Origin of the sequence: Hugonella massiliensis (assembly GCA_001486445.1) — a bacterium.
Classification (GTDB): domain Bacteria; phylum Actinomycetota; class Coriobacteriia; order Coriobacteriales; family Eggerthellaceae; genus Hugonella; species Hugonella massiliensis.
Window position 1 is genome coordinate 976,287 of sequence record LN908986.1, and the last position, 25,412, is coordinate 1,001,698.

Below are 25,412 nucleotides of genomic sequence, written 5' to 3' on the forward strand. Positions count from 1 at the left end.
GTTAGCGTCCCGCCTTTCGCTCGCCGGCGAGGTCGCAGATGGCGGCCACGACCGCATCGAAGCTCATCGAGCTCGAATCGATGACGACCGCGTCGTCGGCCACCTTCAAGGGCGACGCTTCGCGCGAAGAATCGATGGCGTCGCGCCGTTCGATATCGGCAAGCACCGCTTTGAAATCGGTCGACCCCACCCCCCGGGCCTCGTTCTGGGCCACGCGGCGGCGGGCACGCTCTTCGTTGCTCGCCGTGAGGAAAACCTTCACTTGGGCATCGGGGAAGACCGCCGTACCGATATCACGGCCTTCGACCACGTAGTCGCCGGCCCGCCCGATACGGCGCTGCTGGTCGACGAGGGCGGCGCGCACCTGGGGATGGGCCGACACGGCGCTTACCGATCGATCGATCTGGGCCGTGCGGATGGCACGCGTCACCTCGTCGCCGCCGATGAAAACCCGTTGGGGGCCGCCGTCTTCGCCCGGGGCGAAGTCGATCGGTTCCGTGCGGGCCAAAGCGCCCAGAGCATCCCCGTCGTCGAGGGCGATGCCGTCACGCAGGGCACGCCAAGCGATCGATCGGTACATGGCGCCCGTATCGAGGCAGGCGAAACCCAGTTGGGCGGCAACCGCCTTGGAAGCGGACGATTTGCCGGCGCCCGAAGGCCCGTCGATAGCTACGATCATCGGCTCAGCCCCGCAATCTGCGCCAGGAACGCCGGGAAGCTTACCTTCACGGAATCGAAGTTCTTCACGCCCACGCGCTTCTTGCCGCAGAGACCGGCAAGCGCCCAGGTCATGGCCAGACGATGGTCCTTTTTGGAATCGAAGACGACGTCGTCGGGGATGACCAGGTCGGGCTGGCCCTCGATGAAGAGGTCGTCGCCGTCTTCCCAGGCGTCGACGCCGATCTGAGCAAGACCCTCTATGACGGCGGCCAGGCGGTTGGTTTCCTTCACCTTGAGCTCGCTCACCTGACGGAAGACCGTGATGCCCTTGGCGCGCGCGGCGACCAGGGACAGAACGGGAATCTCGTCGACTTCGGAAGCGATCTTGTCGGCCGGCACCTCGCACCCGTGCAGGTCGGCGGTGTAGAGGGCCGAAATGGTGCCGTAGGGTTCCTTGCCCGAAAGGCCCGTGGAAGACACCGACACCTCGGCGCCCATGCGCTCGAGGGTGCGCACGAAGCCCACGCGCGCGGTGTTCAGGGACACCTGCTCGATCTGGATTTCAGAACCGGGGATGAGCATGGCCGCGCACACCAGGAAGGCCGCGCTCGAGGGGTCGCCCGGGACAGTGACCTCGCTCGCCTGCAGGGTCGTGGGGCCTTCGACCGAAGCGGTGAGGTTGCCCGCGGTGGTGGTGGCGCCGTATTCCGGCAGCATGAGCTCGGTGTGGTTGCGCGAAGCCGAAGGCTCGTTAACGGTGGTGGTGCCCGCCGCACCCAGGCCGGCGAGCAAGATAGCCGTCTTGAGCTGGGCAGACGCCATAGGGGCGTCGTATTCGATCGCCTTAAGGTGACGGTTGCCCTCTTCGACCAAGGGCAGGGTCTCCTGGCCGGCCGGCTCGAAGTGGGCGCCCATCTTCATAAGGGGCGCGGTGATGCGGCGCATGGGGCGGCGGCAGAGCGAGGCGTCGCCGGTAATCGTGGCGCGAATGTCCCAGGGGGCGAGCACGCCCATGAGCAGGCGTGCCGTCGTGCCCGAATTACCGCAGTTGAGCTCTTGATCGGGCTGTTCGGGACCGCGGTCGCCCCAACCGGTGATGCCGCCCGAAAGGCTGCCATCGACCTGCTTTTCCAGGTTGACCTTGGCGCCCAGCAGCTGCACGCACTTGATCGTCGAACGCACGTCCTGCGAGTCGAGCACGCCCGACACGCGCGAGGTGCCTTCGGCCATGGCGGAAAAAAGCACGGCACGGTGCGAAATCGATTTGTCGCCCGGAACCCGGGTCGATCCATGCAGGGGAGCCCCTAAGGGCTCGATCCATGTGACATCTGTATCTTCCATTGGTTACTCCTTAGCGCTCAATGGGGCCAGCGAAACTTTGAATCCCTTGTCCAACAAATCGGTAGAAAGGCGCCCGAAGTCGCCCTCGTCGGTGAGGATCATGCTGAGCACCGCGGTATGGGCCGTGACATGGTCGATCTCGATCGAGTTGATATTGCAGCCCGCCTTGCTCGCGATGGCCGTGACCTCGGCCACGACGCCGGAACGGTTTTCCATGGGGATGCGCACTTCGAGCATGTTGTCGGTCGAAGGCAGCCACTTGGCGGGAATGGACCGGCGCGCTTGGGAAGACGAATCGAGCAGGGCGCGCAGGCGGTCGCGGTCGCCCTCTTCGAGGGCCGTCTGGAACTGGCCGATAATGCCGCGCAGCTCGGCCAAGCCGTCGACGATCGCCTCGCGGTTGTCGAAGGCGATGCCGCACCAGAGGGCCGGCGACCCTGCGGCGATGCGCGTGGAGTCCTTGAAGCCGCCCGCCGCCAAGCGGAAGAGGACGTCGCGCTTGTCGGCATGGCGCACGGCGAGCTCCACGAGCGAGGCGGCCGTGAAATGCGGCACGTGGCTGATAACGGCGACGGCGCGGTCGTGTTCCTCGCGCGGCAGGGACACCACACGGGCCGAAAGCGCCGTGAGGGTGTCGTGCAGGCGCGTGTACCATTCGCCCGGCGTGCGGGCATCGGGGCACAAGATCCAATGCATGCCTTCGAAAAGGTCGGACCGAGCGCCTTCGATGCCGTTCACTTCCGAACCGGCCATGGGATGGCCGGGTAAGAATTGCCCGGGGTTTTTCAAGGTTGCGTCGGCAATTGAGCAGATGCGACCCTTGGTCGAGCAGGTGTCGGTGATGAGGCCCGCATAGCCCCAGTCCTGGAGCTTGCGGAAATAATCGCCCGAAAACTGGGCCGGCACCGCCAGGACCACCAGATCGCAGCCCTCGCGCACGTAGGCTTCGAGCGATGCGTCGTCGGGCGCGCAGGCACAGGTGAGCCACCCGCGCGCAAGCGCCGTGTCGAGCGAAGCCGCGTCGGGGTCGACGCCCATAACCTGGGCGTTGGGGAAGGCCTCGCGGTAGGCGCCGGCCAGCGATCCGCCGATCAAGCCGATGCCTACGATGACGATGTTATGGAATGCCTTCACTGCTCTATCTTTCTTCCCGGTGCATCCGTAGCGCCCTGCGTTTCCCCCATTCTAGCATTCGAGCGGGCAGCGCCCGGCCCCGCTTGCGAAGCCTCGTCGGGCGTGGGTAGGCCCGCCGCATGGTAGAGCTCTTCAAGCTCGCGGCCTTCGAGCACCCGCCAGGACCCGCGCGGAAGACCGCCCAGCTCGACCGGTCCGAAGGCGATGCGCTCGAGCTGCTCGACCCGGTGGCCCACTTCCTCGCACATGCGCTTTACCTGGTGGTAGCGGCCTTCGTGGATGGCCAGTTCCAGGATGGTCTTGCCGCCCAAGCGCTTGACCACCTTGACCTTGGCGGGCGCGGTAAGGCGATCGTCGATGAGCACTCCTTCGGCCAGCCACGACAGGGCCACCTCCCCCACGTCGCCCCACACCGTGGCCCGATAGACCTTGGTCACGTGATGGCGCGGATGGAGCAGGTGGTTGCCCAGCTCGCCGTCGGTGGAAAAGAGCAAGAGGCCCGTGGTGTCGATGTCGAGCCGGCCGATGGGAAAGAGACCGGGGAATTCGTCGGTGGGCATGATATCGGCCACGCAGCGACGGCCGGAGTAATCCTTCATCGTGGTGATGATGCCCGCCGGTTTGTTCAGCGCGAGCACGACCGGCTTGCTCCCCCATTCCACCACACGGCCGTCGACCATGACCTCGTCGTTCAAGGGATCGACCTTGGTGCCCAGCTCGGTGACGGTGAGGCCGTTCACTTCGACGCGGCCCGCGCTGATGAGCGACTCGCTCCCCCGTCGGCTCGCCACGCCCGCCCGGGCGAGGAACTTCTGCAGGCGCATGGGATAGTCGCGCTGGTCGCGCAGGTCGGTTCGAGCGGCGGCTTGGGCAGCGCGGGCCCGCTCGGCGGCTTCGGCTTCCGCTTTCGCCAGCTCCTGGGCCCGTTTGATCTTTCCCATGTCTACTCCTCGAATTCCAAATCGTCGAAATCGATCTTGTCGACCACGCCGGCCTGTTCGGCAAGGGCGTCGGCCATGGCCTGGCCCATGAGGGCGTCAAGCGAAGGCTGAACGTCTTCGGACGCGCCCGCAGACGCAGCCGGGGCGCCCCCGTCTTCGAAGGTCGCCGGCTCTTGGGCCGCCGCCGGCGTCACCGCTCCCCGCGTCGCCGAAAGGCGTTCGCTGATGAAGGCGCGCGTGGCGTCATCGGGGGCGAAGTCGTCGAGGTCGGGCAGGTCGCGCAGGGACCGCAGACCGAATTTCTCCAGGAACTTCTTGGAGGTCCCGTAGAGGGCCGGGTTGCCGGGGGTATCGCTCGTGCCCGCCTCGCGCAGCAGGCCCTTCTCCAACAGGGAGTTGATCGAGCTGTCGGAGTTCACGCCGCGCACGTTGGCCACCGCCTGGCGGGTCACGGGCTGCGCGTAGGCCACGATCGCAAGCACTTCGAGCGCAGCCTGCGACAGCTTGCGCGTGTCCCACGACAGGACGTAGCTTTCCAGGAGCTCATGGTATTCAGGTGCCGTGCGCAGCTGCCAGGCGCCCGCGACCTCCTTCAAGCGCACGCCCGCGCGGCCTTCGGAAAGGCGGGCGGCGATCTCTACGCAGGCGGCCTCCACCTGGGCGGGCTCCACTTCCAAAGCGTCGGCCATCGTGAGCGTCGACACCGGATCGCCCGACACGAACAAAAGGGCCTCCACGGCCCCTTCAAGGTCCTTTTCCTCTAAATTGCCGAACACTTATGCCTCCTCCACGCTCGTGAGCGCGTCGTCGCCGGCGAGCACCAAGGCGCCCGCCCCTTCGATGTAGTCGACGTCGATGTCGCCGAACGGCGCGTCCTGACGCACCCGAACCATCCCGCGCTTGTAGAGCTCGAGGATAGCCAGGAAGGTGACCACCACCAAAGGCGTCGGCGCGTCGTCTGATACGAGCTCGCTGAACTTCAGATGCTTGCGCGTACGCAGGCGGCCGTAGATGCCCCGCACATGGGCCTCGACCGGAATGGGCTTCGAAGCGATATGGTCGGAATCGAGCAGGAAGGGGTCGCGCCGCCCCAAAGCCCGCGCGCAGAGGAAGGCGAGCCCGTCGAGGGTTACGCCTTCCAGGTAATCGGGCATCAGGGTGAGCAGGCTCCGGTCGGGACCGGCCGCACGATGGTGGGTGCGCGCCCATTGATCTTCGCGCACGCCCAAAGACGCGGCCGCGTTCTTGAATTGCTTGTAGACGAGCAAACGGTCGACGAGCAGATCGCGGGCCTCGTTGGGGGCGAGCTCTTCCACGTCTTCCAGGGCATCGTCTTCGGGTTTGGGCAGAAGCGATTGGGCCTTGATTTCCAGCAGCGTGGTGGCCACGAGCAAGAAGTCGCTCGCCACGTCGAGGTCGACTTCCTGCAGATGGGAGATCTCGTCGAGGTACTGGTCGGCGATTTCAGTGATCGAAATGCTGCCGATGTCGACCCGCTGCCGGCTCACCAGGTACAACAGCAGGTCGAAGGGGCCTTCGAAACTGCCTATGCGGACACGGTAGGACAAGGGCCCTTATGCCTGATAGTGTTGGGCCTGCTCGGCGATGAGGGCCGCGTCGTCGAAGTAGTTGATGCGCATGGCGTTCTTTACCTCGTGCAGGGTCTGGGCGGCCGTTTCGCGCGCGCGGTCGGTGCCGGCGCGCAGCACCTCGTAGACGCCGGGGATGTCCTGCTCGAGCTCGTGGCGACGGGCGCGGATGGGGGCAAGCGTCTCCTCCATGACCTTGTCGAGGAACCTCTTGCACTTCACGTCGCCCAGGCCGCCGCGGCGGTAGTGGTCCTTGAGCTCTTCGAGGTTGGCGTATTCAGGCCAGTATTCGGCGAAATGCTCGTCGGTCGCGAAGGCGTCGAGGTAGGTGAAGACGGCGTTGCCTTCCACCTTGCCCGGATCGGCCACGCGCAGGTGGTCGGGGTCGGTGTACATGCTCTTGATCTTCTTGGCCACATCTTCGGGCGTGTCAGCCAGGTAGATGCCGTTGCCCAGCGACTTGCTCATCTTGGCCTTGCCGTCGATGCCGGGCAGGCGCTTGGCCGCCTCGCCTTCGGGAATGCGGGCCTCCGGCTCGATGAGGACGGGGCCGTAGGTGCGGTTGAAGGAACGCACGATCTCGCGCGTCTGCTCGATCATGGGCAGCTGGTCTTCGCCCACGGGCACCGTGGTGGCCTTGAAGGCGGTGATGTCGGAGGCCTGCGAGATGGGGTACATGAAGAAGCCGCAGGGGATGTCGGCGTTGAAGCCGCGCATCTTGATCTCGCTCTTCACCGTAGGGTTGCGCTGGACGCGCGCCACCGTGACGAGGTTTTCGTAGTAGGCCGTGAGCTCGAAGAGCTCGGGCACCTGGGACTGAATGAAGACCGTCGATTTGGCCGGGTCGATGCCGCAGGACAGGTAGTCGAGGGCCACTTCCACGATGTTCTGACGCACCTTTTCGGGGTTGTCGGCGTTGTCGGTAAGGGCCTGAGCGTCGGCGATCATGATGAAGATCTTGTCGAACTCGCCCGAATTCTGCAGACGGACGCGCTCGCGCAGCGAGCCCACGTAGTGGCCCACATGCAGCCGGCCCGTGGGACGGTCGCCGGTGAGGATAACCTTCTCCTTGGGCTCGACGACGACGCGCGCCTCTTCTTCTTCGTGATGCTGCTGGTTCTCCGGCATCGTGCACTTCCTTCCCCTGGGCGCATGCGCGCCCGCTTAAACGATTACGAGATTCTTATCGGGAACATGAGGTTGGCCAGGTTCCCGGCGGTGGCATCCATATAGATGGAAATCGGGTCGATGGGACTCACGTAGGGTACCACGAGCAGCAAGATAAGCAGTACCGGCATCGCGTAGCGCTCGATTTCGTAGTAGACATGCAGGTGCCTTTCAGGAATGAGCACCGCATAGATGCTCGAGCCATCCAAAGGCGGCACGGGCAGAATGTTGAACATCATCAGGTAGAGGTTCACCAGCACGTAGAGGGGCAGGAACATCAGGTAGAAGTAGGCGAAAGGCTCGCTCGTTTGCACGAGCTGGGGTGCCATGGGATACAAGACCCAGGCTACCGCAGAGCCCAAGGCCGCCTGGGCCAGGTTGGCCGCCGGCCCCGCAAAGCCCACGATCACATCGCCCGTGCGGCGGTTCTTGAAGTAGGCGGGATTGTAGGGCACCGGTTTGGCGTAGCCGAAAATGGGCGCGTGGGCCACCATGAGCAGAAGCGGCAAGATTACCGTGCCGAAGGGGTCAACGTGCTTTAAGGGGTTGAGCGAAAGGCGCCCCGACTGCTTGGCCGTGGGGTCGCCCAGCTTGTAAGCCGCAAAGCCATGGGCCACTTCGTGCAGGACGATTGCCGGCACGAAGGCGAGGATGCTGCATATGTAATAGATGATCGTATCGTCCATAAAAAGCCAGTATACCCGCCCGTCTTAGGCGAGCGGCGCCGCAAACCCCTGTTCACGCAATACTTCATAGACCGCGATGGCCACAGAATTGGCCAGGTTGAGGCTGCGCATGCCCGGCATCATGGGAATGCGGACGCACCGGTCGCGGTGGGCTTCGAGAATATCGGCGTCGATGCCGCGGCTTTCGCGACCGAAGACCAGGTAGGTGTCCCCCGCGTCGTAGGCGGCCGTATCGTAACGAGCGGTTGCGTGCCCGGTGAAAAAGTGCAGGTCGCAGCCTTCGTGGGCTTCCAGGAACTCCCGCGTGCAGGTCCACCGCTTGATATCGACCGCATCCCAGTAATCCATGGCCGCCCGGCCCAGGTGCTTTTCGGTAAGGCGAAAGCCCATGGGCTCGACCAGGTGCAGGCGGGCGCCCGTGCAGGCGCAGGTGCGCGCGATGTTGCCCGTGTTCTGGGGAATCTCGGGCTCGAACAAAACGACGTTGACCATGGGCGCCCCTTAGGCCTGTTCCTGCTGGCGCTTCATTTCCTCTTCGAGCTCTTCGTTGAGCTCGAGCCACTCCTCTTCGGCCGCCTTGATGCGGGCCTTGAGCTTGGCATGCTCGGCGATGACGTCGCTGCTTTCGTCTTCGTGCGTGTAGAAGTCGGGATCGGCCAGAAGGGCCAGGATCTCGTCCATCCGCTTGTTGTCGGCCTCGAGCTGCTTGTCGAGCTGGGCGATGCGGCGGCGCTGCTTCTTCAAGGCGTTGTAGGCGCGGTTGCGGGCCTGGGCCTCGCGGCGCTTCTGTTCCTTGCTCTTGGGCGCGCTGCCGCGAGCTGCCGTGAGCTGCGCGCCGCCGGCCTTCCCCTGCGAGGTCTTGGCGTCGAAGGGGCGACCGGGGGCCTTGTGGGTCGAGTTGCGCTCGTCGCCCGTGATCGAAGCGTCGTCGGCCTGGCCGGTCTTGTCCAGGTAGTAGTCGTAGTCGCCGTCGAAGCGCGTGAGCTGCCCGGGCTTGATCTCGATGATCTTGTTGGCGACCCCGCGGATCAGGTGACGGTCGTGGGTGATGAGCAGAATTGTGCCCTCGAACTGGCGCAGGGCCTGTTCGAGCACGTCGGCGCTCTGGATGTCCAAGTGGTTGGTGGGCTCGTCGAGGCACAGAAGCGGCGCGGGCGCCACGAGCATCTTGGCCAGGGCCAGGCGGGCCTTTTCGCCGCCCGAAAGGACGCTCACCTTCTTTTCCACCGCATCGCCGTGAAAAAGGAAGGCGCCCAAAAGGGTGCGCACCTGCGAAATCGACCAGCCGGGTGCCGCGTGGTCGAGCTCTTCGAAGACCGTGTTGCCCGCGGAAAGCTCCTCGAGCTGGTGCTGGGCGTAATATGACACCGACACGTGGGTGCCGTAGGCGATGGTGCCCGCATCGGGCGCTTCGACCCCGGCCACCATCTTCAAGAGGGTCGACTTGCCCGCGCCGTTGGGCCCCACCAGGGCCACCTTGTCGCCGCGGTAGAGCGTGAGGTCCTGGTTGTCGTAGACGTGCTTGTCGCCGAAGTGCTTGGTCACGCCCGAAAGCTTCACGACCATGTCGCCCGTACGCGGCGGCTGCACGAAGTTGAAATGCACCGACTTGCGCTCTTCGGGGATCACGATGCGGTGTTCCAAGATCTTGTCGAGCTTCTTCTGACGGTCCTGGGCCTGCTTGGCCTTGGTGGCCTTGTAACGAAACTTTTCGATGAAATCTTCCAGATGGGCGATTTCGGCGTCCTGCTTCTTCTTCTCGTCCTTGAGCATCTCGATGCGCTCGGCGCGTTCGCGCAGGTAGGCCGAATAGTTGCCCGCGTAGAGGACCACCTGGCCGTTGTCGATTTCGGCCACGCGGTCGACCATGTTGTCCATGAAGGCGCGGTCGTGGCTCACCACGATCACCGTGCCGGCATACGAGCGCAGGAAGCCCTCAAGCCACTTCACGCTTTCCAAGTCGAGGTGGTTGGTGGGTTCGTCGAGCAGGAGGACATCAGGATTGCGCACCAAGAGCTTGGCAAGGGCGATGCGCATCTGCCAGCCGCCGGAAAAGTCGGTCGTCCGGCGCTTCATGTCGGCTTCCCCGAAGCCGAGGCCGAACAGGACGCTGCGTACCTTGGGCTCGATGACGTAGCCGCCCAAGGCCTCGTAGGCATCGCGCGCCTTGCCGTAGGCGGTCAGCTGCTCGTCGGTGGGGTTGGCCCCCAGGCCCTCTTCGAGGGCCCGCATGCGCCGTTCGGCCGCGAGCACTTCGGTCTGGCTGGAAAGCACCTCTTCGAAGATGGGGTTGTCGCCCATTTCGATGGCTTCCTGTTCCAGGTAGCCCAGGGTGGCCCCCTTGGCGAAGACCACGCGGCCTTCGTCGGGGTCTTCCCGGCCCGTGATGATCTTGAGCATCGTGGTCTTGCCCGCGCCGTTGGGGCCCACCAGCGCCAGATGGTCGTGCTCTTCGAGCTTGAAGGTCACGTCGCTGAAGAGGGTGCGCGCACCGAACGATTTCGAAATATGCTCAAGTTGAAGGATCATGGAAACCCATCCCGTCGTCATAGTCAAACGGTAGATAAGACTAGCAAAAAGAGCGCAGGGGGCGCCACTTTCCGCAAGGAGTGCAGATTAGGCCGGGCGCGCGAAACGGTCGAGCGCGTATTCGGCGGCGCCCACCAGGGCCGCGTCGTCGCCCAGGGCCGCGTCGACCAGGGGCACGTCGCGCAAGGGTTCGAGCGCCTGGCTGCGAAAGCCCCGCTCGAGGGCCTCGCGCCACACGGCGCCCGCCTTGCGCACCGACCCGCCGATCACGATGACCGCAGGGTCGACCAGGTTGGCCCACGACCCGATCTCGCTGCCCAGGGCGAACCCCGATCGCGCAAGGACCGCACGGGCGCGCGCATCGCCCCGGGCGGCACGGCGGGCGACCCAGGCCCCGTCGATCGCGGGGTCGAAATCGGCGGAAGCAACGTCGACCCCCTGATAGAGGGCGCCGATGCCCACGCCCGACGTCACGGCTTCGATATGCCCCAGCGTGCCGCACGAGCACCGCATCCCCTGGGCGTGCACGCTCTGCATGTGGCCCAGGTGCCCCGCAAGCCCATGGGCCCCGCGCACCAATCTGCCGTCTATCACCAGGCCGCCGCCCAGCCCCGTGCCGGGCGCCACGCACAGGCACGACGGCGCGCCGGCGGCCGCGCCCCAGCGGGCCTCTCCCAGCGCGTGGGCCTGCACGTCGCCTAAGAGCACGCACGGGACGCCCACCGCATGCGACAGGCGGGCCGCCACCGGCATACCCGTCCAACCTTCCATGAGGTTGGCGCCGAAGGCCACGCGCTCCCCCGCCGCATCGGGGCAGCCCAAAGCCGACGCCCCGCAGGCCTCCACGGGCACGGCGGATTCCGTTGCCCGGTAATCGGCGAGCGCGCGGGCGGCCGCGCGCTCCATGCGCTCCATCACATGGGCGGCGCCCCGGTCGGTTTCGGTGGGCACCTGAACCCGGCAGCGCACCTGCGGGCCGTCGCCGCCCACCACGACCACCGCAGCCGCGAGCTTAGTGCCTCCCACATCAAGCGCGAGAGCGGCCTGGGGCCGCACGTTGACCTGCCCCATGCTATTGGTCCTCGGGCACGACGGTCGCCGCGTCGAGCAGGTAGAGGCCGTCGCCGCCCATGGCACAGCCGCCGTCGATCGTGGCGCGGTTGAAGGCGGTGGCGCTCTGCAGGTGCAGCAAGGGGTAGATGACCGCCTGGTCGGCCAAAAGGTTCAGGCAATCGAGGATGGCGGTGTGACGGTCGTCGCCCTCCCCCGCTTCGACGGTGGCGAGCAGGTCGAGCAGCTGGGCGTATTCATCGGATCCCGACCACCCGGTGCGCTTGCCCATCCAGCGCTCGTCCTTGTACCACCATTCCATAAGGAAGCAGGCGTCGCTCGCATAGGCCAGCGGGTCCTGGCGGTCGAGGATGGCCACCACGTCGGACCCGCCCGCATCGACCTTGTTGTACAGGTCCCGAGCGGCACTCGTGCGCACGGTGACCTGGAAAACGCCCGTGTCTTCCAGGTTCGATTTGATCTGAGGCACGATTTGGGTGAGCACGGCGTCGTCGGTGCAGTCCAGGGTGAACGACACCTGCGAGACGCCCGCGTCGGAAAGCAGCTGCCGGGCGTAATCGGGGTCGTAAGCGAACAGGGTGTCCGCATGGTCGTTGTCGGGATGGTTCACCGGCAGAAAGCAGGTGGGCACGCTCGCACGGCCGGACAGCGCCCGGTCGACGAGCTCCTGGGTGTCGATGGCGTAGAACACGGCCTGGCGCACACGCGCATCGGCGAAAGGACCGCTATCGGCGCGGAAGGCGAAGAAGGGCGCGTTGAACCCCTGGGTGATGTCGACGTCCATGCCGGCGTTGTTCAGCTGCACGGCGGAATCGCCGGGGACGTCCTGCATGGCCATGGACCAGCCGTCCGACTGGGTGCGCACGCGGCTCACGTCGTCGGTGATCACCGACCAGTCCATTTCGTTGTCGAGCACGGTGTGGGGCCCGTTGTAGGAAACGTTGGGCAGAAAGACGAGCTTGTTCTTTTCGAAGGAGGCATAGCGCCAGGGGCCCGACCCGATAGGCGCGGCGCTGGCTTCCTGAAAGGACTGGGATTCAGGGAAGACCTTGACCATCTGCAGGCGCTCTTCCACGAACGAGAAGGGACGGGCGAGCGCAAGGGAAATCGTGGCGTCGTCTACCGCCTGCATATCGGAAATGAAATCGAGATGCTGGGCGAGCGCAGGGTTCAGGGTGCAAAAACGCTCGTAGGACGCCACCACATCGCCGGCCGTCACCGCGGCGCCGGTGGAGAAGCGCGCGTCGTCGCGGATTTTGATCGTGCAGGTGCCGTCGTCCTCGAAGCGCGGGAAGCCGTCGGCAAGAGCGGGCATGACCTCGTAGCTCGTGGGATTCGATTCGTAGAGGGGCTCCACCACGTGCAGGTTGCCCGAAAGGGCGAGCGGCGCCGTTGCGGTGCAGGGATGGAAGCTATCGGTCGTCGACGCAAACGAAGCGGTGATCGTGCCGCCGCCGAACGATCGCGTGTCCTGCGGTTCGCTGCTGCCGCACCCGGTAAGGCCCAGCGCGTAGGCAACGGAAAGGGCGGCCGATCCGGCAAGGAAGGCGCGGCGCGAAAGAAGCCTGTCACCCATCGAAAGTCCTTCCACCTAGGTAACAAAAAAGCCAACCCGAAGGCTGGCTCGCAATTCGATGGTGGGCGTAACAGGGTTCGAACCTGTGACCTCTTCCGTGTGAAGGAAGCGCGCTCCCGCTGCGCCATACGCCCAAATAAAAGCCGCCTGAGCGGCCGAGATAATAAAAATGGCTCCCCGGGTAGGATTCGAACCTACAACCCTCCGGTTAACAGCCGGATGCTCTGCCGTTGAGCTACCGAGGAATGTGCGCCTTGCAGCGCGCAAGACAGTATTATACGGAAGTCACTGAGATTGGCAAGAACTTTTTTCAAAAAGTTTGAATGAACGAAGTAGGACCAGGTCAAAGGCGAATTCGGCAGGCAGAAACGCCGAGGGCGTCTTGGGAGCCGTATCGAAGGCCGCAGCACATATCAGCCCGAAAGCAAAACAGCCCAGAAGCAAAGGCGCTTCTGGGCTGCAATTTCTTTGGTGGGCCCTGCCGGACTCGAACCGACAACCAAAGGATTATGAGTCCCCTGCTCCACCATTGAGCTAAGGGCCCGTGAGAAGGTAGTATACCGCAGGTTCACTCCAATTCGTTCAATCCCTTTCGCACGGCGACGCGAAGTACAACCGCACCAAGCAGAAGCGCACCTGGCACAAGGAGCTCATGACATGAAGAGACCCGCTACGGCGGGTCTCTTCATGTCATGAGACGCACAAGGCAGAATACGCAATCATCGGTAGACGTCACGACGATGCCCAACAGAGAGTGTCAGCACAATGAGTTCATCATCTCGAATCTCGCACAGCACTCGATAATCGCCAATGCGATAGCGCCATTCACCAGCACGATTCGCGGTCAATCCCTTTCCGTACACACGGGGATCATCGCAGCCATCAATATGTTTGAGAAGCCATGAGACAATTACGCGTCTCACGCCGGCATCGAGCTTCGAAAGCTGCTTGTCAGCTTTTTTCGAAAAAACGAGTCGCCACATGCTAGAGATACTTTCGAGCAATCTCAGAGGCGGGAATAGTAACTGGATCGGCCTCAAATTCAGCCTTAGCTTCCTTCCAGGCTTGCAGATCCAATTCGTCTTCAATACGTTCGAGCGCGCTCTTGCGTACGAATTCAGAAGCGGAGACCCCAAATGCTTTCGCGTAGTCGTTAATGAGTTCTTTTTCTGCTTCGTCCATACGAATCGTCATTGTTGCACTAGCCATAACGCCCTCCTAACGGTTGTAGCACATTGTAACACACCGCTAGTCGACGTTCCTTATGAAGCGGCAATGCGGGTATGAGCTGCAGCCGTAGAACTTTTTACCCGCCCGCGGGCCGCGTTTGGCGGTCCGCAGCACCAAGGGCGAACCGCAGCGGGGACACACGCCCGGCCCGGCCTGTGCTGCCGCAGACGCTGCAGCGGGCGGCTGAGCGACCTGCTCCCTGGCGTGCTCTTCGGCCATCTTGCGAAACTTTTCCACGTAATCGACCGGGTTTTCGGCATTCAGGGAAAGCAGGCCCTCCCCCGCCTTACGTATATCCGAAAGGGACATCTTGCTATGCCCCACGCCCGGCTGTTCGTTGATCGACTCGATGGTTGCGATAAGCTGGTCCGCGCGAATGATCTGCGCTTTCACATCCTCCGGCGCGTAGCGATCGTTGAGCACCGTCTTCGGATTGGCAAGCACCACGAGACTGCGAAACTGGTCGTCGAACGTGCGATCGGCAAGCAGATTGAACGCTACGCCGTGATTGTCGCGACGGATCGCGCGAATCAGCTCCAAATGGCGCCGGTTCTGCGTTATGGGAGAATACATGCCCTCTCGCCGGCCGCCGCCCAGATAGCGAATGAAATTCCCCTGCGCGTCGACTTGAATGTTGCCGTAGAGGTTCTTGCATTCGATCGCGAAATACCGCTGGCGCGTGAGCACCATGAAATCGATCTGCGCGGTGAGGCCGTTATGCTCCAAGAACAGGTCCTGCAGAACCACCATGTCCATGTGGGAGTTCTTCAGCTCGTAGAGGATGCGGTCCTCGCCGGCAACGCCCGCCTTCACTGAGCGCTCGTAGGCATCGAGCTCGGCCTGAGCCTTGGCGGGAAGCGAGCCGCGCAAAGATTCGATGGCCGCGAGTTCGTCGTGCGCCGAACTGCCTTCTTTCATGATGATCGGCTCATGATTGCTGAATAGCCCCATGCTGTTCCCCCAGTCGCAACAATAGACAGAGAACATACTAGCCGATATTTACATTAGCGCAGGTCAGAATGAGTTGATAACGTAAGGTTGATGAGGTGGAGACCGGTCGAACGCACTATATGTCCTCGAGAGCCGCAGTGGAGCCTTTGCAGCTCGTAGAGGTCCCCGTTACGCCGCCTGGCCTTCTCCTTGAGATCGCGCGCGAAGGCCGCGGAGAACTCCGCGGTCAGCCTAGTCATCAGGCCGTCGCCGCCGCGATAAGGTCAGCACCGTTCGTGAAGCGTCCCTCCTTGCCAGACGCAAGAAATGCTTCTCCTTCACGAATGGCCTCGAGACTTTCGGCGTTTGGCTCTTCGGGGGCGAACGTCAGCGGGATGCAGCGAGTGTTCACCATCTGCTTGTAGAATGCGCGCGTGACAGAGGAAAGATCGAGCCCGTAGTAATCGGCAACCTCCGATGCCTGACGCTTCAGATCTTCATCAATGCGAATGGTTAAAGTCGAACTCGCCATAACCGCTCCAATCAACATTTGTATGTACGTTGCTATTATATCGCACCGACATATTCATTTCCAATTCGCGAACAGAAGGTGCGCTCTAAGCTCTAAGGTTGCAGGACTGCCGCCCTCTCACACGGCGAGTGCGATCGGATCAGCTGCAAATAGGCTTCCAATCTTCTTGACTGCCTACTCAAGTATCGCCATCGGGTTGGTTTAGTCGGGCTTTTCGGGGGGGGGCAGCCAACTCGCACGAAACCGACTCTTCAGTGCTTTGAAGTAGTTGAGCTCGGTGTCCCCTTTCGCAAACGATGAGAACGTACGGCCGCTCCTTGCGACTTCCGGGTCCGAGATCGCCAGGCTCTGCGACTAGCCCCCGTCACTGCGCGCCTTGATTTGCCCCTCGCATCACCAGCGCTCGCCGAACGCAGTCGATCGTCTACCCTTTAAGCAGCGCAGAGGCAACGCCCTCGGCCAAAGACGAAACCACTGCAGACGATATCGTCTTAACGGTTTCGACAACGAGCGGAACGCCCTTCTCAGCTGCCAGATTCTTGGTCTTCTCCCAGACAGAGTCGTCCCTCACCTGGTCGAGGTAGTCGGCCCCCTCCCATGTGAGCCCGCCAACACTGAAGAAGTCGACGGAGTCCTCCGCATAGTGCACAATACAAGATGAGACCAGGCCAGCCTCCTCGAGCAGCTGGCAATGATACGCGATGATAGCACGGTCGTAGCCCTCGATTTCCAGATTCGCCAAGCCTACGCCAGCATGCTCCTCCTCTATTTTCAGCAAGATGACCCTCACGAGGTCCATATCTCTCCTCATGCAGTTACCCCTCTACTCAAAGACTGGTGTTTGATTCCGAGCGCCCACGGCGTCCCGCCCGCTGACAACAAAACGACCCGCCCGATTTCTTGTCTAGCCCGCCATCTGTTCCCGCTCGCGCTGGGTAACGGTTGACTCGCCTTCCTTCAGAGCAGCTGTGGCCTTCTCGACGGCAGCGATCCCAGTTTGAGGCGCCAGAGAGCAGGCGATGGAGTATTTTCCCCTCAGCATGTCATAGCAGGCCCTTGCGGATTCGGAGGAAACGCGCTCTCCCTTCAGCTCGGAAAGCAGGTCCTTGCCCTCTTCTCGCAGGGCGAGGAAGTTCTTTGCGGCATGTCTGTGGCTGGCCGCCTCTCCCGGGAAGTCGAAAGCCATGGTGAGCATATAGAGGAGCAGAGAGACGAACGCGAGCAAGGCGGTTGCCAGCTTCAGAACGAAGTCGTCTGAGGCGAAAAGACCCAGTGCACCCGACCCGGTCAGGGCCGTTGCCGCTATCGATGCGACGTTGAGCTTGGTTGCGTGAGAGGAGCAGATCTCGGCCTGCTTCTCGTGAATCTTATGGGTCCAGGTGATGGACACGAGAACGTCCTCCACGCGCGAGGTCAGCTCCTTGCGCTCGCCGGCCGGGAAACCCGTTTCCCCTTCCGCAAGCTGGCATGACGAAGACGGCTCGGATGCCGCGACGCAGTATTCTTTCACTCCGCCATCACCCTTAAGACCTTCCCAAGGCACTCCAGGCTCCTCGAGACGTCGATGGGTTGGTTGCTTCCGGGGCTCGAGAGGGAGAATGCGAACGAGCCGTTCGCCGACCGCGTGTTGTAGGCGTCGAGCAAGACGTTCTCGTACGCACCCGGAGAGGCGGCAGGTCCGTCGCCCTCCCCGATCCATCGCCAATCCCCCATGGCGTGGTAAACGAAGCTGTCGATCACTATGCCCGAGAGCTTGTAGCTCGAGAAGCGCTCGGCGTGAATCTTTCGCATGTGCTTGCAGGTGTCGAGCAGGAGGCCGTTCGAGGCGTCGTTCTTCTCTTTCATCGCGGCCTGCTCCGCTCTGGGATTCGTCGACAGCCATCGACCGCCCATGTTCGAGTCGGGGTAGTCGAAGCCCTCGCCGCTCCAACTCGAGCGCGCGAAGGCGGGAAGCAGCTCGAATTTCACCCCATCGGAGAAGTCGACCACGACCACCTGTCCATCCGCCCTTATGCTGGTCCTCGGATAGATAGCGGAGACCGCAGCCTTGACGGCTTGGAGAAGGCGCGATTGGCCGTTGCCCCTGTAGGCGTCGTAACGCTCGTACTCCGCCCTGGGAAGCGAGACGAGCACGTCGAGGTCGCTGGCCGAAGTCGCCGTCCCCCGTCCGTAGGACCCGACCTGCAGCGTGTGCTCGATTTCGCTTCGCGAGCCCCAAAACTCCCCGTTAACCGCCCTCGTAATCCTTTTGTATCGGCCGGAGACCTTACTTCTCGTTTCCGAATCGACTCCAGCAGTCGCGAATTCGACCCTGTTTATGCGAGTGCCCCTTTCGCTCTCGAAACTTATTTCACCCTAGGTAGGGCCCCAGCTCCTCGAATATGTCCCCAACCCTGGTCGCCGGGTTCCGGTCCGAGGGCATCACGTTGCCGAGGCTGTCGTGGTGGCCGCCCAGGCGCGCGGCCCTCGCTATCGCCTCCGCGCGATTCTCGTCGACGAGGTCGAAGAGCCCGCCGAGGTTCTTGCGGTACTCGACGCCCAGGTCCTTCGACATCGCCTGCGCGAGGGCGCGCTGGCACTCGGCGGCCGTCATGGGCGCGGTCGTGTAGCGCAGGTGCAGGAGCGGCCACAGCTCGAAGCAGGGGTTCGACCACAGCGCATGGAACGTCCTCGACCCGTCGGAGAGCTCGGCGCACTTGCGCTCCATCGCGTCGAAATCGGCCGCCGGGAAGTCGTCCTTGTCGAACACGAGTCACACGTGGTCGAACGTCTCTGGCGCGTAGCGGCAGTGCTCGACGGCGAAGTCGAGCAGGTCGAGCGTATGCTTGCCGGTTCCCTTGACGAGGATGGCGACCTTGCGGCCGTTCGCCGCACCCAGCGCCGCGCGCACGCCCTCGAAGTAGCGGGGCTCGGTTTCCTTGCCCTCGCTCACCACGAGGTGGCGCGTCATCTGGACCATGCGAGAGCGGCCCTCGCGCCTACCGCTGCGCCAGCCCTTGCCCTTTTTCGCCGCCATGCTAGTCCCACTCCTCGATGCGGGTGAGGTACGGATCGGCGCCGTAACGGCCCGACAGGTACTGCTTGTCGAAGGCCGCGTTCTTGCTGACCAAGTTGCCGTTGGCCTCGTGGATGTCGGCGAGCGACCACAGCTGGCTGGCTTCCCCCTCGCCGCGTGCCGCGAACCATATCTCGTCGCGGCGGAACACGTCGTTTCGCATGGTGGATACGTCCTGCGACGAGAAGATGAGCTGCGCGCCGTGCTTGTTGACCTCGGGGTCCTTGAACAGCAGGATCACGTAGCGCAAAAGCTTCGGGTGCAGCTTGGCGTCCAGCTCGTCGACGACCACGGTGCCGCCGCGCTCGAGCGCTGCCAGCAAAAACGTTGCCAGCCCCATGAGCTTCTGAGTGCCGGCCGACTCCTCGGACAGCCGCAGCTCGTAGCCCTTACCGTCCACTTCATGTTTCACGAAGACGCGCTGGCCGCGCCCCTCGGGGGCCTTCTCCACCCTGAAGCCGTCGATGCGCACGTCCACGGCGCGCAGGAAGCGCGTGACCTCGGGCGAGTCATCTTCGTCGAGCATCTGCTCAAGCGCGCGCTCCAGATAGGAGCTGTTGTAGTTCAGGAACACCCCGCCGAGGAACCAGCTGGCCGCCTCCTTGACCACCGGCGCGTCGAAGTTGATGCAGAGGAACGACAGGTACGGCAGGCTCGGGTTGAACGTCGCGGCCGTCGCGAGCTTGCGCAGCGTGGGCCCGAGCTTCACCTCTGCGCCCTCGCGTTCGAACAGCGTCGCCGTGCGCGACGCGCCCAATTTGCGCCGCCACAGCCCCTCGGACACGATCTCGTCGGCGTGCACGGAAAGGATGTAGCGGTACTCGTGCTCGCCCGCGCGGTAGTAGAGCTCGAACTCGGTGGGCTCGGCGGCCGACACGTCGTCGAACTCGAACGCCGAGCAGCGGGCCATCGAGGGGCGCTCCCCCTCGGGCGCGTCGGCGCGGGCGGACAGCAGCCAGACCGGCCTGGCCACCGCCGAGCGCACGTAGTCGAGGGCCTCGAGCAGGTTGGACTTGCCGCCGGCATTGGGGCCGTACACCGCGGCCACCGGCAGGAAGCTCTGCCCGTCGGGACACTCGATGAGGGAGCGCTCGAACTCCCTCATCGGCGTCGCCTGCATGGACAGCTCCGCCTCGTCGCGGTAGGACCTGTAGTTCTTGAAGGTGAACTGGCAAAGCATCGCCCTCAACATCCCTTTCATTATTTTTAAATAGGTTTTCAGATTTTTCTTCTGATAATAGGCTCTAAGACGTAGCCAATCAAGAGTTGCCGCAAACTTGAGCCGCATATCGGCATGCTATTTGCAGACTATGCGGCTCTCGAAGTTTGCGCGATACCTCCATTCCGGTTAAGTCGAGGGGCTCGACGCTCTGGCACGTACCCGCAAGCAACCCAGCCATACGTCCCATGCGCCCGCATCCCTAGCAGTATCGAAAACGATGCGAACCCCATAGCTGGCACGCATAGCCGCCCAGTCCAATATTCGCAAGATCACGCCTATGGGCAGGAGGCATCGACGCCTCCCATTCCTTCCTCGCCGAGGGGCCGAGGGCTAGTCGAGCCTTATCGGCCTCTCGGGTCTTTTCCTCCCCGAACAGTACGGGCAGTAGCCCGGCTTGGCCCTCACCCTGGATTGGCTACACTATCCTGGACAGTTTCGTGAGGTACGGGAGGCACCCGAGAATGGCGGGACGAAATGGCCGGTACGCCATTGTTCACCCCAACAGCCGCCTCCAAAAGCCTTTCTTGGCGCCCAGCTTCCGACCACAGATGTCCTCGGCCTGTCTAAGATCGAGCGAGAGCATGCCCGTAATCATCTTCGGCTCGCAGCGGGGCGGCAGAGACGTCGAGACTTCCTTGAGCAGCTTTTCCGCATTTCTGTCGCCGGCAGCATATCGCACGATCAACTTGCCCTCTTTAGCGTTGCGCTCGAACTCACCGGGATTCGCCTTGCAGTAGGCAACGAGCAGCGATACGGCGCGCTTGCTTTCGGCCTCTTCCCCGAAGTAGCCGTCATTCGACAACGGTACCGCCCAAGAGGGAACCTCCCCTGCCTCGGCGAACAATTCGATCAGCACGGCAGACGAGGCCTCGTACACGTCCAAAGCTTCAACGCCCTCTTCGAGCATAGCCCCAAGTTGGGCCGACATCCTCTTGGCGTATTCCGCGAACAATCCGGAGCTCACGCGTTTCGTAAGGCTGCTCGGCACATGCCCGTTGGCGATAGCGTCCATCTGCGAAAGCGAGGCGCTCGACTCGAAGAACAAGGCGCGCTTCCTGAACTCCCTGGGCATCGCAGGCGTGATATTGCTCGTCGCAACTATCGCCGGGTAATAGGGATAACGCTCGTCGTAGGCCGCATCTTGCGCGTCGATGAGCAGCTTCCGAAGAGCGGAATCGGTGAGCTCCGCGCCGGCGACATCGTCGTACAGCACGGGAAGACCGCACTGGTTGATCTGCATCAACCGCGGTTTGCGAATCGTGCTGGCGCTCACCTTCTTGACCGCCTTACCGGCCCTCAAGGCGTTTCCGGCAAGCTGAGCGACCTCTTCGCCGCACATGGCCTTACCCAGAAATCGCATGAGCGCAGTCTTCCCTGCATTCGAGCTCCCGAAAAGGAACAGATACATGGGCATCGACGAGACTCTGCCGTCCTGTCTGGCCTCCCGGCATTTCCGCCTGAGCCGAGGGAAGAACGGCGTAGCGAAATACCAGCAGATGATCTTCCAGGCGGTTTGCTTGTAGGACGCCGTATCGCCCGAGAAGATATCGAGGCTTTCGACGAACTCGATGACGGTAGCCGCATCCCGTTCGTAGCCCTGCGTTTCGAGGGCAACGCCGTTCATCGTCACCGACCCGTCGTCTGCCACGATGAGCTTCGGGCAGACCGCCATCTGTTCGGTTCTGGCATCTTGTATGCGCTGCCCCTCGAGCATCAGCGACTCAACGCCGTGCGTGTCGAGCACGACGTTGCCGCCGCTCAGCTTCAAGGCAGTCTCCAGCGTTTTAGCATCCTCCCGATCGAGGCCGCCGTACAGAGCGCAATCGGCCATGGAAATCCGCACGTCCGCGTCCGTCGACTCCTGAATGATCACCAGGCCACCCTCCGGCTTCACGAGGGGCAACTCGTCCAAGGTAACCATTCCCGCCTCGTCGGCCTTTTCGATGATGGCCTTAAGGCTTTTCACGTGAGTGGCGCACGTCTTCCTGAAGGGCTCGTAAATGTTGCGCAGAAACGCTTCGTAGCTGTCTTTGCCCTCGAAGCAAAGGATGACCTCCTTCTGCTTATCGCCCCGCCAGGCGCGGTCAGAGAAATTCGCCGACCCCGTAAGCACCCGGTAGCGCCCCTTCTCGCTATCGGACAGAAGGTAGAGCTTCTGATGCGACTGAACCGTGCTTTCGAAGAAAAGGCTACACGACCCTTCCTCAACGCGTCCCGAAATCTCCTTGCCCAGCTTGCTTTGAAGGTCTCTGATGACCTGCGCTTGCTGCACAAGCGGGCCCAGAGCCGAAAGCTTCACCTCGTCGTCCAGCATGGCGGAACAGCCGAAAACCAGTTCGACCTTTTCGAACTTGCGCATCTGCCGCACCAACATGCCCAACCCATAGGACCACGTGATCGCCTTCATTTCCCTGAAGCCATCGAAGAGGTTCTCGCCGGCGTCGACCGCCCTGAACGCGACATGGTCGCAAAAGCCCACCTTCAACCCCTCGAGAGGTTGCGGGCCTAACTGCTCGTCAGGGAACAAGGATGCCGTCATCCCCATATGCCGCCCACCTTCCCTCGGGCACCTCCCGGTGCCGTATCTATCGGTACCCGTTTACCCTACTTTCTCGGGTCATGAAAGCAGTGCGGTATATGATGATTAATACATTTGGATGAATTAATTAGCGATACGGAACGGCTATGAAGGAACAACCGAACGACTACGGGCTCAGGCTGCTATCGACGCTGAAGGTGCTCGAAGAGCAGACCGATGCGGAGCACGGCATCCAGGCGGGGCCGCTCAGGGAAAAGGTTGCCCGCAAGGTTGCCTCTCTCACCGACCGCGCAGCGAAAGTACCCGACCCCCGGACGACCAGAAGCGACGTGGCGACGCTCGTAAAAGCCGGCTACGACATCGACACTAGCGGAGGGACCCGATGCAGATACTCCTTCCAGCCGAACTTCGAGCAGTGGGAGCTTCGCTTTCTGGCCGACGCCGTGAGAACATCGCGATCCTTAACGCAGAACCAGGGAAGGCGAATCATAGCAAAGCTCAAGTCTCTCGCCACCATCGAAACGGGAAAGATACTCGATCGCCGCCTGATCGTGCAGCAGTTATACCACAGCGGCAGCTTCGAGCAAACGGCGTTCGCGCTCGACGAAATCGAGAAAGCAATCGATAACGGGTGGAAGCTGTCTTACGTGCAGACGAAACGCTCAGCAGACGGTTCGGAAACCACGCGCAGACAGAGCGCCACAGGGCAAGAAGTGAGAATCGTAGACCCCATAGAATACGTGTACTCACCGGAGGGGTATTACTACCTTATCTATCTTGATGAGAAATCGCGATCGGGAACGAAAACCCCGCGCATCGACAGAATGAAAGACGTGCGAGCGCTAGAGGGAACGAGAGCAACCCGGCTTTCAGGCGAGAAGAAAGCCGAGGTGCTCAACGTATTCAGGCAGTCTTTCGGAATGTTCGAAAGTAAGCCAGTAGACGTCACTTTGATCTTAAAGGCTAAACACGTGAAAAGCATCATGGACCGATTCGGGGAGAACACCCCCATCGAGCAGGTCTCCGCCGTAGAAAGCAAAGCATCGATCACGGTAGGCCTGAGCAAAGTGTTTTACAGTTGGATCGCCCAATTCGGTGGAGAGGTGCGCATCGAGGGGCCCGACGAAGCAGTGCGGGGCATGAAAAGCTTTCTTGAAGCGAATTTGAACGCCTACAAGGAATCGGCGCAGAGAGGCAGGGCTTAAGCATGGACATGCTAAGAGACACAAAATTACCTGGGCATCCCAAGTTTTCAAACACCAAACACGATGAAGCGGCTTACTACTCAGCTTGTCAAACACATAGATCAATCAGATTGTTCGACAGGGCTTGCGTAGGCGAAAACCCGGAAACCGCTTGGACGGTCTTCCTCTGCTACGACACCGACGAGTACAACAGCGACATCACGAAGTTCCACGAGGGCGGCTGGGGTATGCTGCGCGAGAGAATCTCGCCAGCAGCGCAGAAGGTCGTCGGCCTGGCGGCCGAGGCCGACATCGAGGACGTGATGCTGTGCGACCTGCCCGGCATCCTGTCCTTCCCAGGGCTGCCGCCTGAGACGGAGATGCCGCCGGGCAACAAGGGGAAGGCGAAGCTCAAGAAGCTCTACAGGAAGGCGGCACCGAACAAGGCGTACCACTCCGGCGAGCGCGCCAAGGGCCTGATCTCGCACCTCGACATGGCAGAGATCAGGCCCTTGGCGCCCGTCCCGCTCGGAGAGATAGACAGGGCGGTCGTAAGCGGCTGATGTAACTTTTGACACCCTAGAACTTACATCGAGCCCCGATTTTATGGCGAAATCGGGGCTTTTCTAACCCACATGTAAGTTTGATGACACATCTATCTGACAAGCAGAGCGCAGCGAGCATGTCCAGATCACTCTCCCTGGCTATCATGTCAGCCCTACTCCTCAATGCGGGCGAGGAGTAGGCCAGTGCCGCAGCTGCCTGGCAAGTACTATTTGTCAGTAGCCGCGATAACCGCCAACGCCGGGCGTTATCCGATATCAGCGAAGTGCGAGATCCTCGGCGTACCGAGGTCGACCTACTGCAGCATGCGCGGGCACAAAGAGAAGCCGAAGCGGCCGGACCCGCTCACGCCGGAGGTCATCCTGGCCCACGAGGCGAATCGCCGCGCTTACGGCGCCCGCAAGATGAAGGCCGCGCTGGAGCGACGAGGGTTCTGCGCCTCCAGGCGGCGCATCGGGCGCATCATGAGGGAGAACGGCCTCGTCGGCGCATACCCCAAGACCAAGTTCAAAGCCCATGCCGGCAGGCCCGACGAAGCCCAGCTCCCCAACATGGTCGCCCGCGAGTTCGACGGGCGCGCACCGCGGACGTGCATCGTCTCGGATCTCACCTACGTGCGGGTCGGCTCCAAGTGGAACTACGCCTGCCTTCTTGTCGACCTCCGCAACCGGGAGACCGTCGGGCACGCCGCGAGCGAGCGCAAAGACGCAAGGCCCGTGAAGCTGGCCTTCGCCACGGTTGCCTCCCCCCGACGGGCATCCATGCGTTTCATACCGACAGGGGCGGCGAATTCGGTAGCATCGCCATCGACGGCCTCCTGGGGGCCTTCGGAATCGAAAGGCCCTCTCAAGGAAGGGCTGCCCGTACGACAACGCGGTCGACGAGTCGACGGACAAGACGCCGAAGGCCGAGTTCGTCTACAGGGAGAGTTTCTCGACGCTGCACGGGCTGCAGGTCAAGCCGAACGACCACGTCCGCTGGTACACCCATTCCAGGCTGCACTCGAAGCTAGGCTGCGTGAGTCCGGTTGAGTTCAGGAATGCGGGTCTCAGTCTCTGAAAAAACTGTCGAAATAGGGGTTGCCAATCCATTCCGCAACTTTCTCCTTGAGGTGATGGAGCGCCGCTGCAAGGAGGGCTCAACCATGTTCGGGGCGCAGTACCAGCGCAAGGACCGGTACGCGCGCCTGGGAAGCGACGTCACGGCCGAGGCGATCATGGACCGCATCGTGCACAACGCGACTTTGATGGAGGTGGGCGACATCAACATACGCTAGCGCCCGAGCGGCCGCAAGGACGGCTAGACCGGTAGACAGGATGGTCAGGAGCCCGGCCACATCGACGCGGGTTCCTGCCCATCTCGAATATCGGCTCCTGCTCGTTCAGGATAAAACCCCTGTACAAAGTGAATGAGGGCCCTGCTGGTGGCCCCTAATACTCACAACTGTTCTCGACTACTGTAA

Annotated in this window: 26 protein-coding genes, 3 tRNA genes and 2 pseudogenes; 5 read left to right on the forward strand and 26 right to left on the reverse strand. The window is 62.5% G+C overall.

Translation table 11 applies throughout. From position 1 onward, the window contains the following. Nucleotide 1 precedes the first annotated feature (1 nt). From cmk to BN3270_RS06960, 26 genes are all read right to left on the reverse strand, one after another. Nucleotides 2-679 (reverse strand): (d)CMP kinase, encoded by a 678-nt coding sequence (gene cmk / locus BN3270_RS06830; RefSeq protein ID WP_058986381.1) that lies wholly within the window; start codon nt 677-679, stop codon nt 2-4. Then, entirely contained in the window at nt 676-2,001 is a 1,326-nt protein-coding gene (gene aroA / locus BN3270_RS06835) for a 3-phosphoshikimate 1-carboxyvinyltransferase (protein ID WP_058986382.1), read from the reverse strand. Before aroA ends, cmk begins: the two co-directional genes overlap by 4 nt. 3 nt (nt 2,002-2,004) lie before the next feature. Next, nucleotides 2,005-3,135 carry a prephenate dehydrogenase gene (locus BN3270_RS06840; RefSeq protein ID WP_058986383.1) on the reverse strand — a complete coding sequence of 377 codons (1,131 nt, stop codon included), beginning with the start codon at nt 3,133-3,135 and terminating at the stop codon, nt 2,005-2,007. Beyond that, entirely contained in the window at nt 3,132-4,076 is a 945-nt protein-coding gene (locus tag BN3270_RS06845) for a pseudouridine synthase (protein WP_082673410.1), read from the reverse strand. Before BN3270_RS06845 ends, BN3270_RS06840 begins: the two co-directional genes overlap by 4 nt. 2 nt (nt 4,077-4,078) lie before the next feature. Continuing rightward, complete coding sequence (gene scpB / locus BN3270_RS06850; RefSeq protein ID WP_058986384.1) at nt 4,079-4,852, reverse strand: SMC-Scp complex subunit ScpB; 774 nt, start codon at nt 4,850-4,852, stop codon at nt 4,079-4,081. Further along, nucleotides 4,853-5,644, reverse strand: a complete 792-nt coding sequence (locus tag BN3270_RS06855) for a segregation and condensation protein A (RefSeq protein ID WP_058986385.1) — start codon at nt 5,642-5,644, stop codon at nt 4,853-4,855. 6 nt (nt 5,645-5,650) lie between these two features. Beyond that, complete coding sequence (gene trpS / locus BN3270_RS06860; RefSeq protein WP_058986386.1) at nt 5,651-6,793, reverse strand: tryptophan--tRNA ligase; 1,143 nt, start codon at nt 6,791-6,793, stop codon at nt 5,651-5,653. Between the two features lie 44 nt (nt 6,794-6,837). Further along, a complete protein-coding gene (locus BN3270_RS06865) occupies nt 6,838-7,518 on the reverse strand; it encodes a site-2 protease family protein (RefSeq protein WP_058986387.1) in 681 nt (226 codons plus the stop codon). 24 nt (nt 7,519-7,542) lie between these two features. Continuing rightward, nucleotides 7,543-8,010, reverse strand: a complete 468-nt coding sequence (locus BN3270_RS06870) for a tRNA (cytidine(34)-2'-O)-methyltransferase (RefSeq protein ID WP_058986388.1) — start codon at nt 8,008-8,010, stop codon at nt 7,543-7,545. Between the two features lie 9 nt (nt 8,011-8,019). Then, nucleotides 8,020-10,047, reverse strand: a complete 2,028-nt coding sequence (locus tag BN3270_RS06875) for an ABC-F family ATP-binding cassette domain-containing protein (protein WP_058986389.1) — start codon at nt 10,045-10,047, stop codon at nt 8,020-8,022. 87 nt (nt 10,048-10,134) lie between these two features. Next, a complete protein-coding gene (locus tag BN3270_RS06880; protein WP_058986390.1) occupies nt 10,135-11,118 on the reverse strand; it encodes an ROK family protein in 984 nt (327 codons plus the stop codon). Nucleotide 11,119: 1 nt separating this feature from the next. Continuing rightward, on the reverse strand, nt 11,120-12,694 hold the full coding sequence (locus BN3270_RS06885) for an ABC transporter substrate-binding protein (RefSeq protein WP_058986391.1): 1,575 nt from the start codon (nt 12,692-12,694) through the stop codon (nt 11,120-11,122). Between the two features lie 59 nt (nt 12,695-12,753). After that, a tRNA-Val gene (locus BN3270_RS06890) sits at nt 12,754-12,828 on the reverse strand. Between the two features lie 36 nt (nt 12,829-12,864). Next, a tRNA-Asn gene (locus BN3270_RS06895) sits at nt 12,865-12,939 on the reverse strand. A gap of 224 nt (nt 12,940-13,163) precedes the next feature. Continuing rightward, nucleotides 13,164-13,238 (reverse strand) — tRNA-Ile (locus tag BN3270_RS06900). A 175-nt stretch (nt 13,239-13,413) separates the two neighbouring features. Beyond that, nucleotides 13,414-13,677, reverse strand: a complete 264-nt coding sequence (locus tag BN3270_RS09315) for a type II toxin-antitoxin system RelE family toxin (RefSeq protein WP_082673411.1) — start codon at nt 13,675-13,677, stop codon at nt 13,414-13,416. Nucleotide 13,678: 1 nt separating this feature from the next. Next, complete coding sequence (relB, locus tag BN3270_RS06910; RefSeq protein WP_058986393.1) at nt 13,679-13,903, reverse strand: type II toxin-antitoxin system RelB family antitoxin; 225 nt, start codon at nt 13,901-13,903, stop codon at nt 13,679-13,681. A 39-nt stretch (nt 13,904-13,942) separates the two neighbouring features. Next, entirely contained in the window at nt 13,943-14,875 is a 933-nt protein-coding gene (locus BN3270_RS06915; RefSeq protein WP_058986394.1) for an NERD domain-containing protein, read from the reverse strand. Nucleotides 14,876-15,113: 238 nt separating this feature from the next. Then, nucleotides 15,114-15,386, reverse strand: a complete 273-nt coding sequence (locus BN3270_RS06925) for a type II toxin-antitoxin system RelB/DinJ family antitoxin (protein ID WP_058986835.1) — start codon at nt 15,384-15,386, stop codon at nt 15,114-15,116. Between the two features lie 424 nt (nt 15,387-15,810). Then, nucleotides 15,811-16,185 (reverse strand): DUF2513 domain-containing protein, encoded by a 375-nt coding sequence (locus BN3270_RS06930; RefSeq protein ID WP_271711950.1) that lies wholly within the window; start codon nt 16,183-16,185, stop codon nt 15,811-15,813. A gap of 105 nt (nt 16,186-16,290) precedes the next feature. Next, on the reverse strand, nt 16,291-16,896 hold the full coding sequence (locus BN3270_RS06935) for an SLATT domain-containing protein (RefSeq protein ID WP_058986397.1): 606 nt from the start codon (nt 16,894-16,896) through the stop codon (nt 16,291-16,293). Beyond that, entirely contained in the window at nt 16,893-17,735 is an 843-nt protein-coding gene (locus BN3270_RS06940) for an SMODS domain-containing nucleotidyltransferase (protein ID WP_334258426.1), read from the reverse strand. The genes BN3270_RS06935 and BN3270_RS06940 overlap by 4 nt, the downstream gene beginning before the upstream one ends. A 1-nt stretch (nt 17,736) precedes the next feature. Then, nucleotides 17,737-18,135 carry an RloB family protein gene (locus BN3270_RS06945; protein ID WP_058986399.1) on the reverse strand — a complete coding sequence of 133 codons (399 nt, stop codon included), beginning with the start codon at nt 18,133-18,135 and terminating at the stop codon, nt 17,737-17,739. Nucleotides 18,136-18,138: 3 nt separating this feature from the next. Further along, nucleotides 18,139-18,402: an RloB family protein gene (locus tag BN3270_RS06950; RefSeq protein WP_058986400.1), complete on the reverse strand. Its 264-nt coding sequence runs from the start codon at nt 18,400-18,402 to the stop codon at nt 18,139-18,141. A 1-nt stretch (nt 18,403) separates the two neighbouring features. Next, nucleotides 18,404-19,621 (reverse strand): AAA family ATPase, encoded by a 1,218-nt coding sequence (locus BN3270_RS06955; RefSeq protein ID WP_058986401.1) that lies wholly within the window; start codon nt 19,619-19,621, stop codon nt 18,404-18,406. Between the two features lie 535 nt (nt 19,622-20,156). Then, nucleotides 20,157-22,208 (reverse strand): phospholipase D-like domain-containing protein, encoded by a 2,052-nt coding sequence (locus tag BN3270_RS06960; protein ID WP_058986402.1) that lies wholly within the window; start codon nt 22,206-22,208, stop codon nt 20,157-20,159. Between the two features lie 140 nt (nt 22,209-22,348). On the opposite strand from BN3270_RS06960, the gene BN3270_RS06965 reads away from it, so the two are divergent. The 5 genes and pseudogenes from BN3270_RS06965 to BN3270_RS09515 all read left to right on the forward strand — a co-directional run bounded on the left by BN3270_RS06965 (nt 22,349) and on the right by BN3270_RS09515 (nt 25,226). Next, entirely contained in the window at nt 22,349-23,407 is a 1,059-nt protein-coding gene (locus BN3270_RS06965) for a helix-turn-helix transcriptional regulator (protein WP_058986403.1), read from the forward strand. 110 nt (nt 23,408-23,517) lie between these two features. After that, a complete protein-coding gene (locus BN3270_RS06970; protein ID WP_148335508.1) occupies nt 23,518-23,949 on the forward strand; it encodes a hypothetical protein in 432 nt (143 codons plus the stop codon). Between the two features lie 306 nt (nt 23,950-24,255). Further along, nucleotides 24,256-24,438 (forward strand): annotated as a pseudogene (locus BN3270_RS09755) (IS3 family transposase); the annotation flags it as partial. Between the two features lie 412 nt (nt 24,439-24,850). Then, nucleotides 24,851-25,009: pseudogene (locus BN3270_RS09760) on the forward strand (IS3 family transposase); the annotation flags it as partial. After that, nucleotides 24,990-25,226 (forward strand): ATP-binding protein, encoded by a 237-nt coding sequence (locus BN3270_RS09515; protein ID WP_148335510.1) that lies wholly within the window; start codon nt 24,990-24,992, stop codon nt 25,224-25,226. The pseudogene BN3270_RS09760 and the gene BN3270_RS09515, both read left to right, overlap by 20 nt. Nucleotides 25,227-25,412 lie beyond the last annotated feature (186 nt).

What these genes read in the sequence shown, in the direction of transcription:
- cmk (WP_058986381.1), bottom strand. Translation starts at nt 679, where the DNA reads ATGATCGTAGCTATCGACGGGCCTTCGGGCGCCGGCAAATCGTCCGCT.
- aroA (WP_058986382.1), bottom strand. Translation starts at nt 2,001, where the DNA reads ATGGAAGATACAGATGTCACATGGATCGAGCCCTTAGGGGCTCCCCTG.
- BN3270_RS06845 (WP_082673410.1), bottom strand. Translation starts at nt 4,076, where the DNA reads ATGGGAAAGATCAAACGGGCCCAGGAGCTGGCGAAAGCGGAAGCCGAA.
- trpS (WP_058986386.1), bottom strand. Translation starts at nt 6,793, where the DNA reads ATGCCGGAGAACCAGCAGCATCACGAAGAAGAAGAGGCGCGCGTCGTC.
- BN3270_RS06865 (WP_058986387.1), bottom strand. Translation starts at nt 7,518, where the DNA reads ATGGACGATACGATCATCTATTACATATGCAGCATCCTCGCCTTCGTG.
- BN3270_RS06870 (WP_058986388.1), bottom strand. Translation starts at nt 8,010, where the DNA reads ATGGTCAACGTCGTTTTGTTCGAGCCCGAGATTCCCCAGAACACGGGC.
- BN3270_RS06875 (WP_058986389.1), bottom strand. Translation starts at nt 10,047, where the DNA reads ATGATCCTTCAACTTGAGCATATTTCGAAATCGTTCGGTGCGCGCACC.
- BN3270_RS06880 (WP_058986390.1), bottom strand. Translation starts at nt 11,118, where the DNA reads ATGGGGCAGGTCAACGTGCGGCCCCAGGCCGCTCTCGCGCTTGATGTG.
- BN3270_RS06885 (WP_058986391.1), bottom strand. Translation starts at nt 12,694, where the DNA reads ATGGGTGACAGGCTTCTTTCGCGCCGCGCCTTCCTTGCCGGATCGGCC.
- BN3270_RS09315 (WP_082673411.1), bottom strand. Translation starts at nt 13,677, where the DNA reads ATGTGGCGACTCGTTTTTTCGAAAAAAGCTGACAAGCAGCTTTCGAAG.
- relB (WP_058986393.1), bottom strand. Translation starts at nt 13,903, where the DNA reads ATGGCTAGTGCAACAATGACGATTCGTATGGACGAAGCAGAAAAAGAA.
- BN3270_RS06915 (WP_058986394.1), bottom strand. Translation starts at nt 14,875, where the DNA reads ATGGGGCTATTCAGCAATCATGAGCCGATCATCATGAAAGAAGGCAGT.
- BN3270_RS06925 (WP_058986835.1), bottom strand. Translation starts at nt 15,386, where the DNA reads ATGGCGAGTTCGACTTTAACCATTCGCATTGATGAAGATCTGAAGCGT.
- BN3270_RS06930 (WP_271711950.1), bottom strand. Translation starts at nt 16,185, where the DNA reads ATGGACCTCGTGAGGGTCATCTTGCTGAAAATAGAGGAGGAGCATGCT.
- BN3270_RS06950 (WP_058986400.1), bottom strand. Translation starts at nt 18,402, where the DNA reads ATGGCGGCGAAAAAGGGCAAGGGCTGGCGCAGCGGTAGGCGCGAGGGC.
- BN3270_RS06955 (WP_058986401.1), bottom strand. Translation starts at nt 19,621, where the DNA reads ATGCTTTGCCAGTTCACCTTCAAGAACTACAGGTCCTACCGCGACGAG.
- BN3270_RS06960 (WP_058986402.1), bottom strand. Translation starts at nt 22,208, where the DNA reads ATGGGGATGACGGCATCCTTGTTCCCTGACGAGCAGTTAGGCCCGCAA.
- BN3270_RS06965 (WP_058986403.1), top strand. Translation starts at nt 22,349, where the DNA reads ATGAAGGAACAACCGAACGACTACGGGCTCAGGCTGCTATCGACGCTG.
- BN3270_RS09515 (WP_148335510.1), top strand. Translation starts at nt 24,990, where the DNA reads ATGCGGGTCTCAGTCTCTGAAAAAACTGTCGAAATAGGGGTTGCCAAT.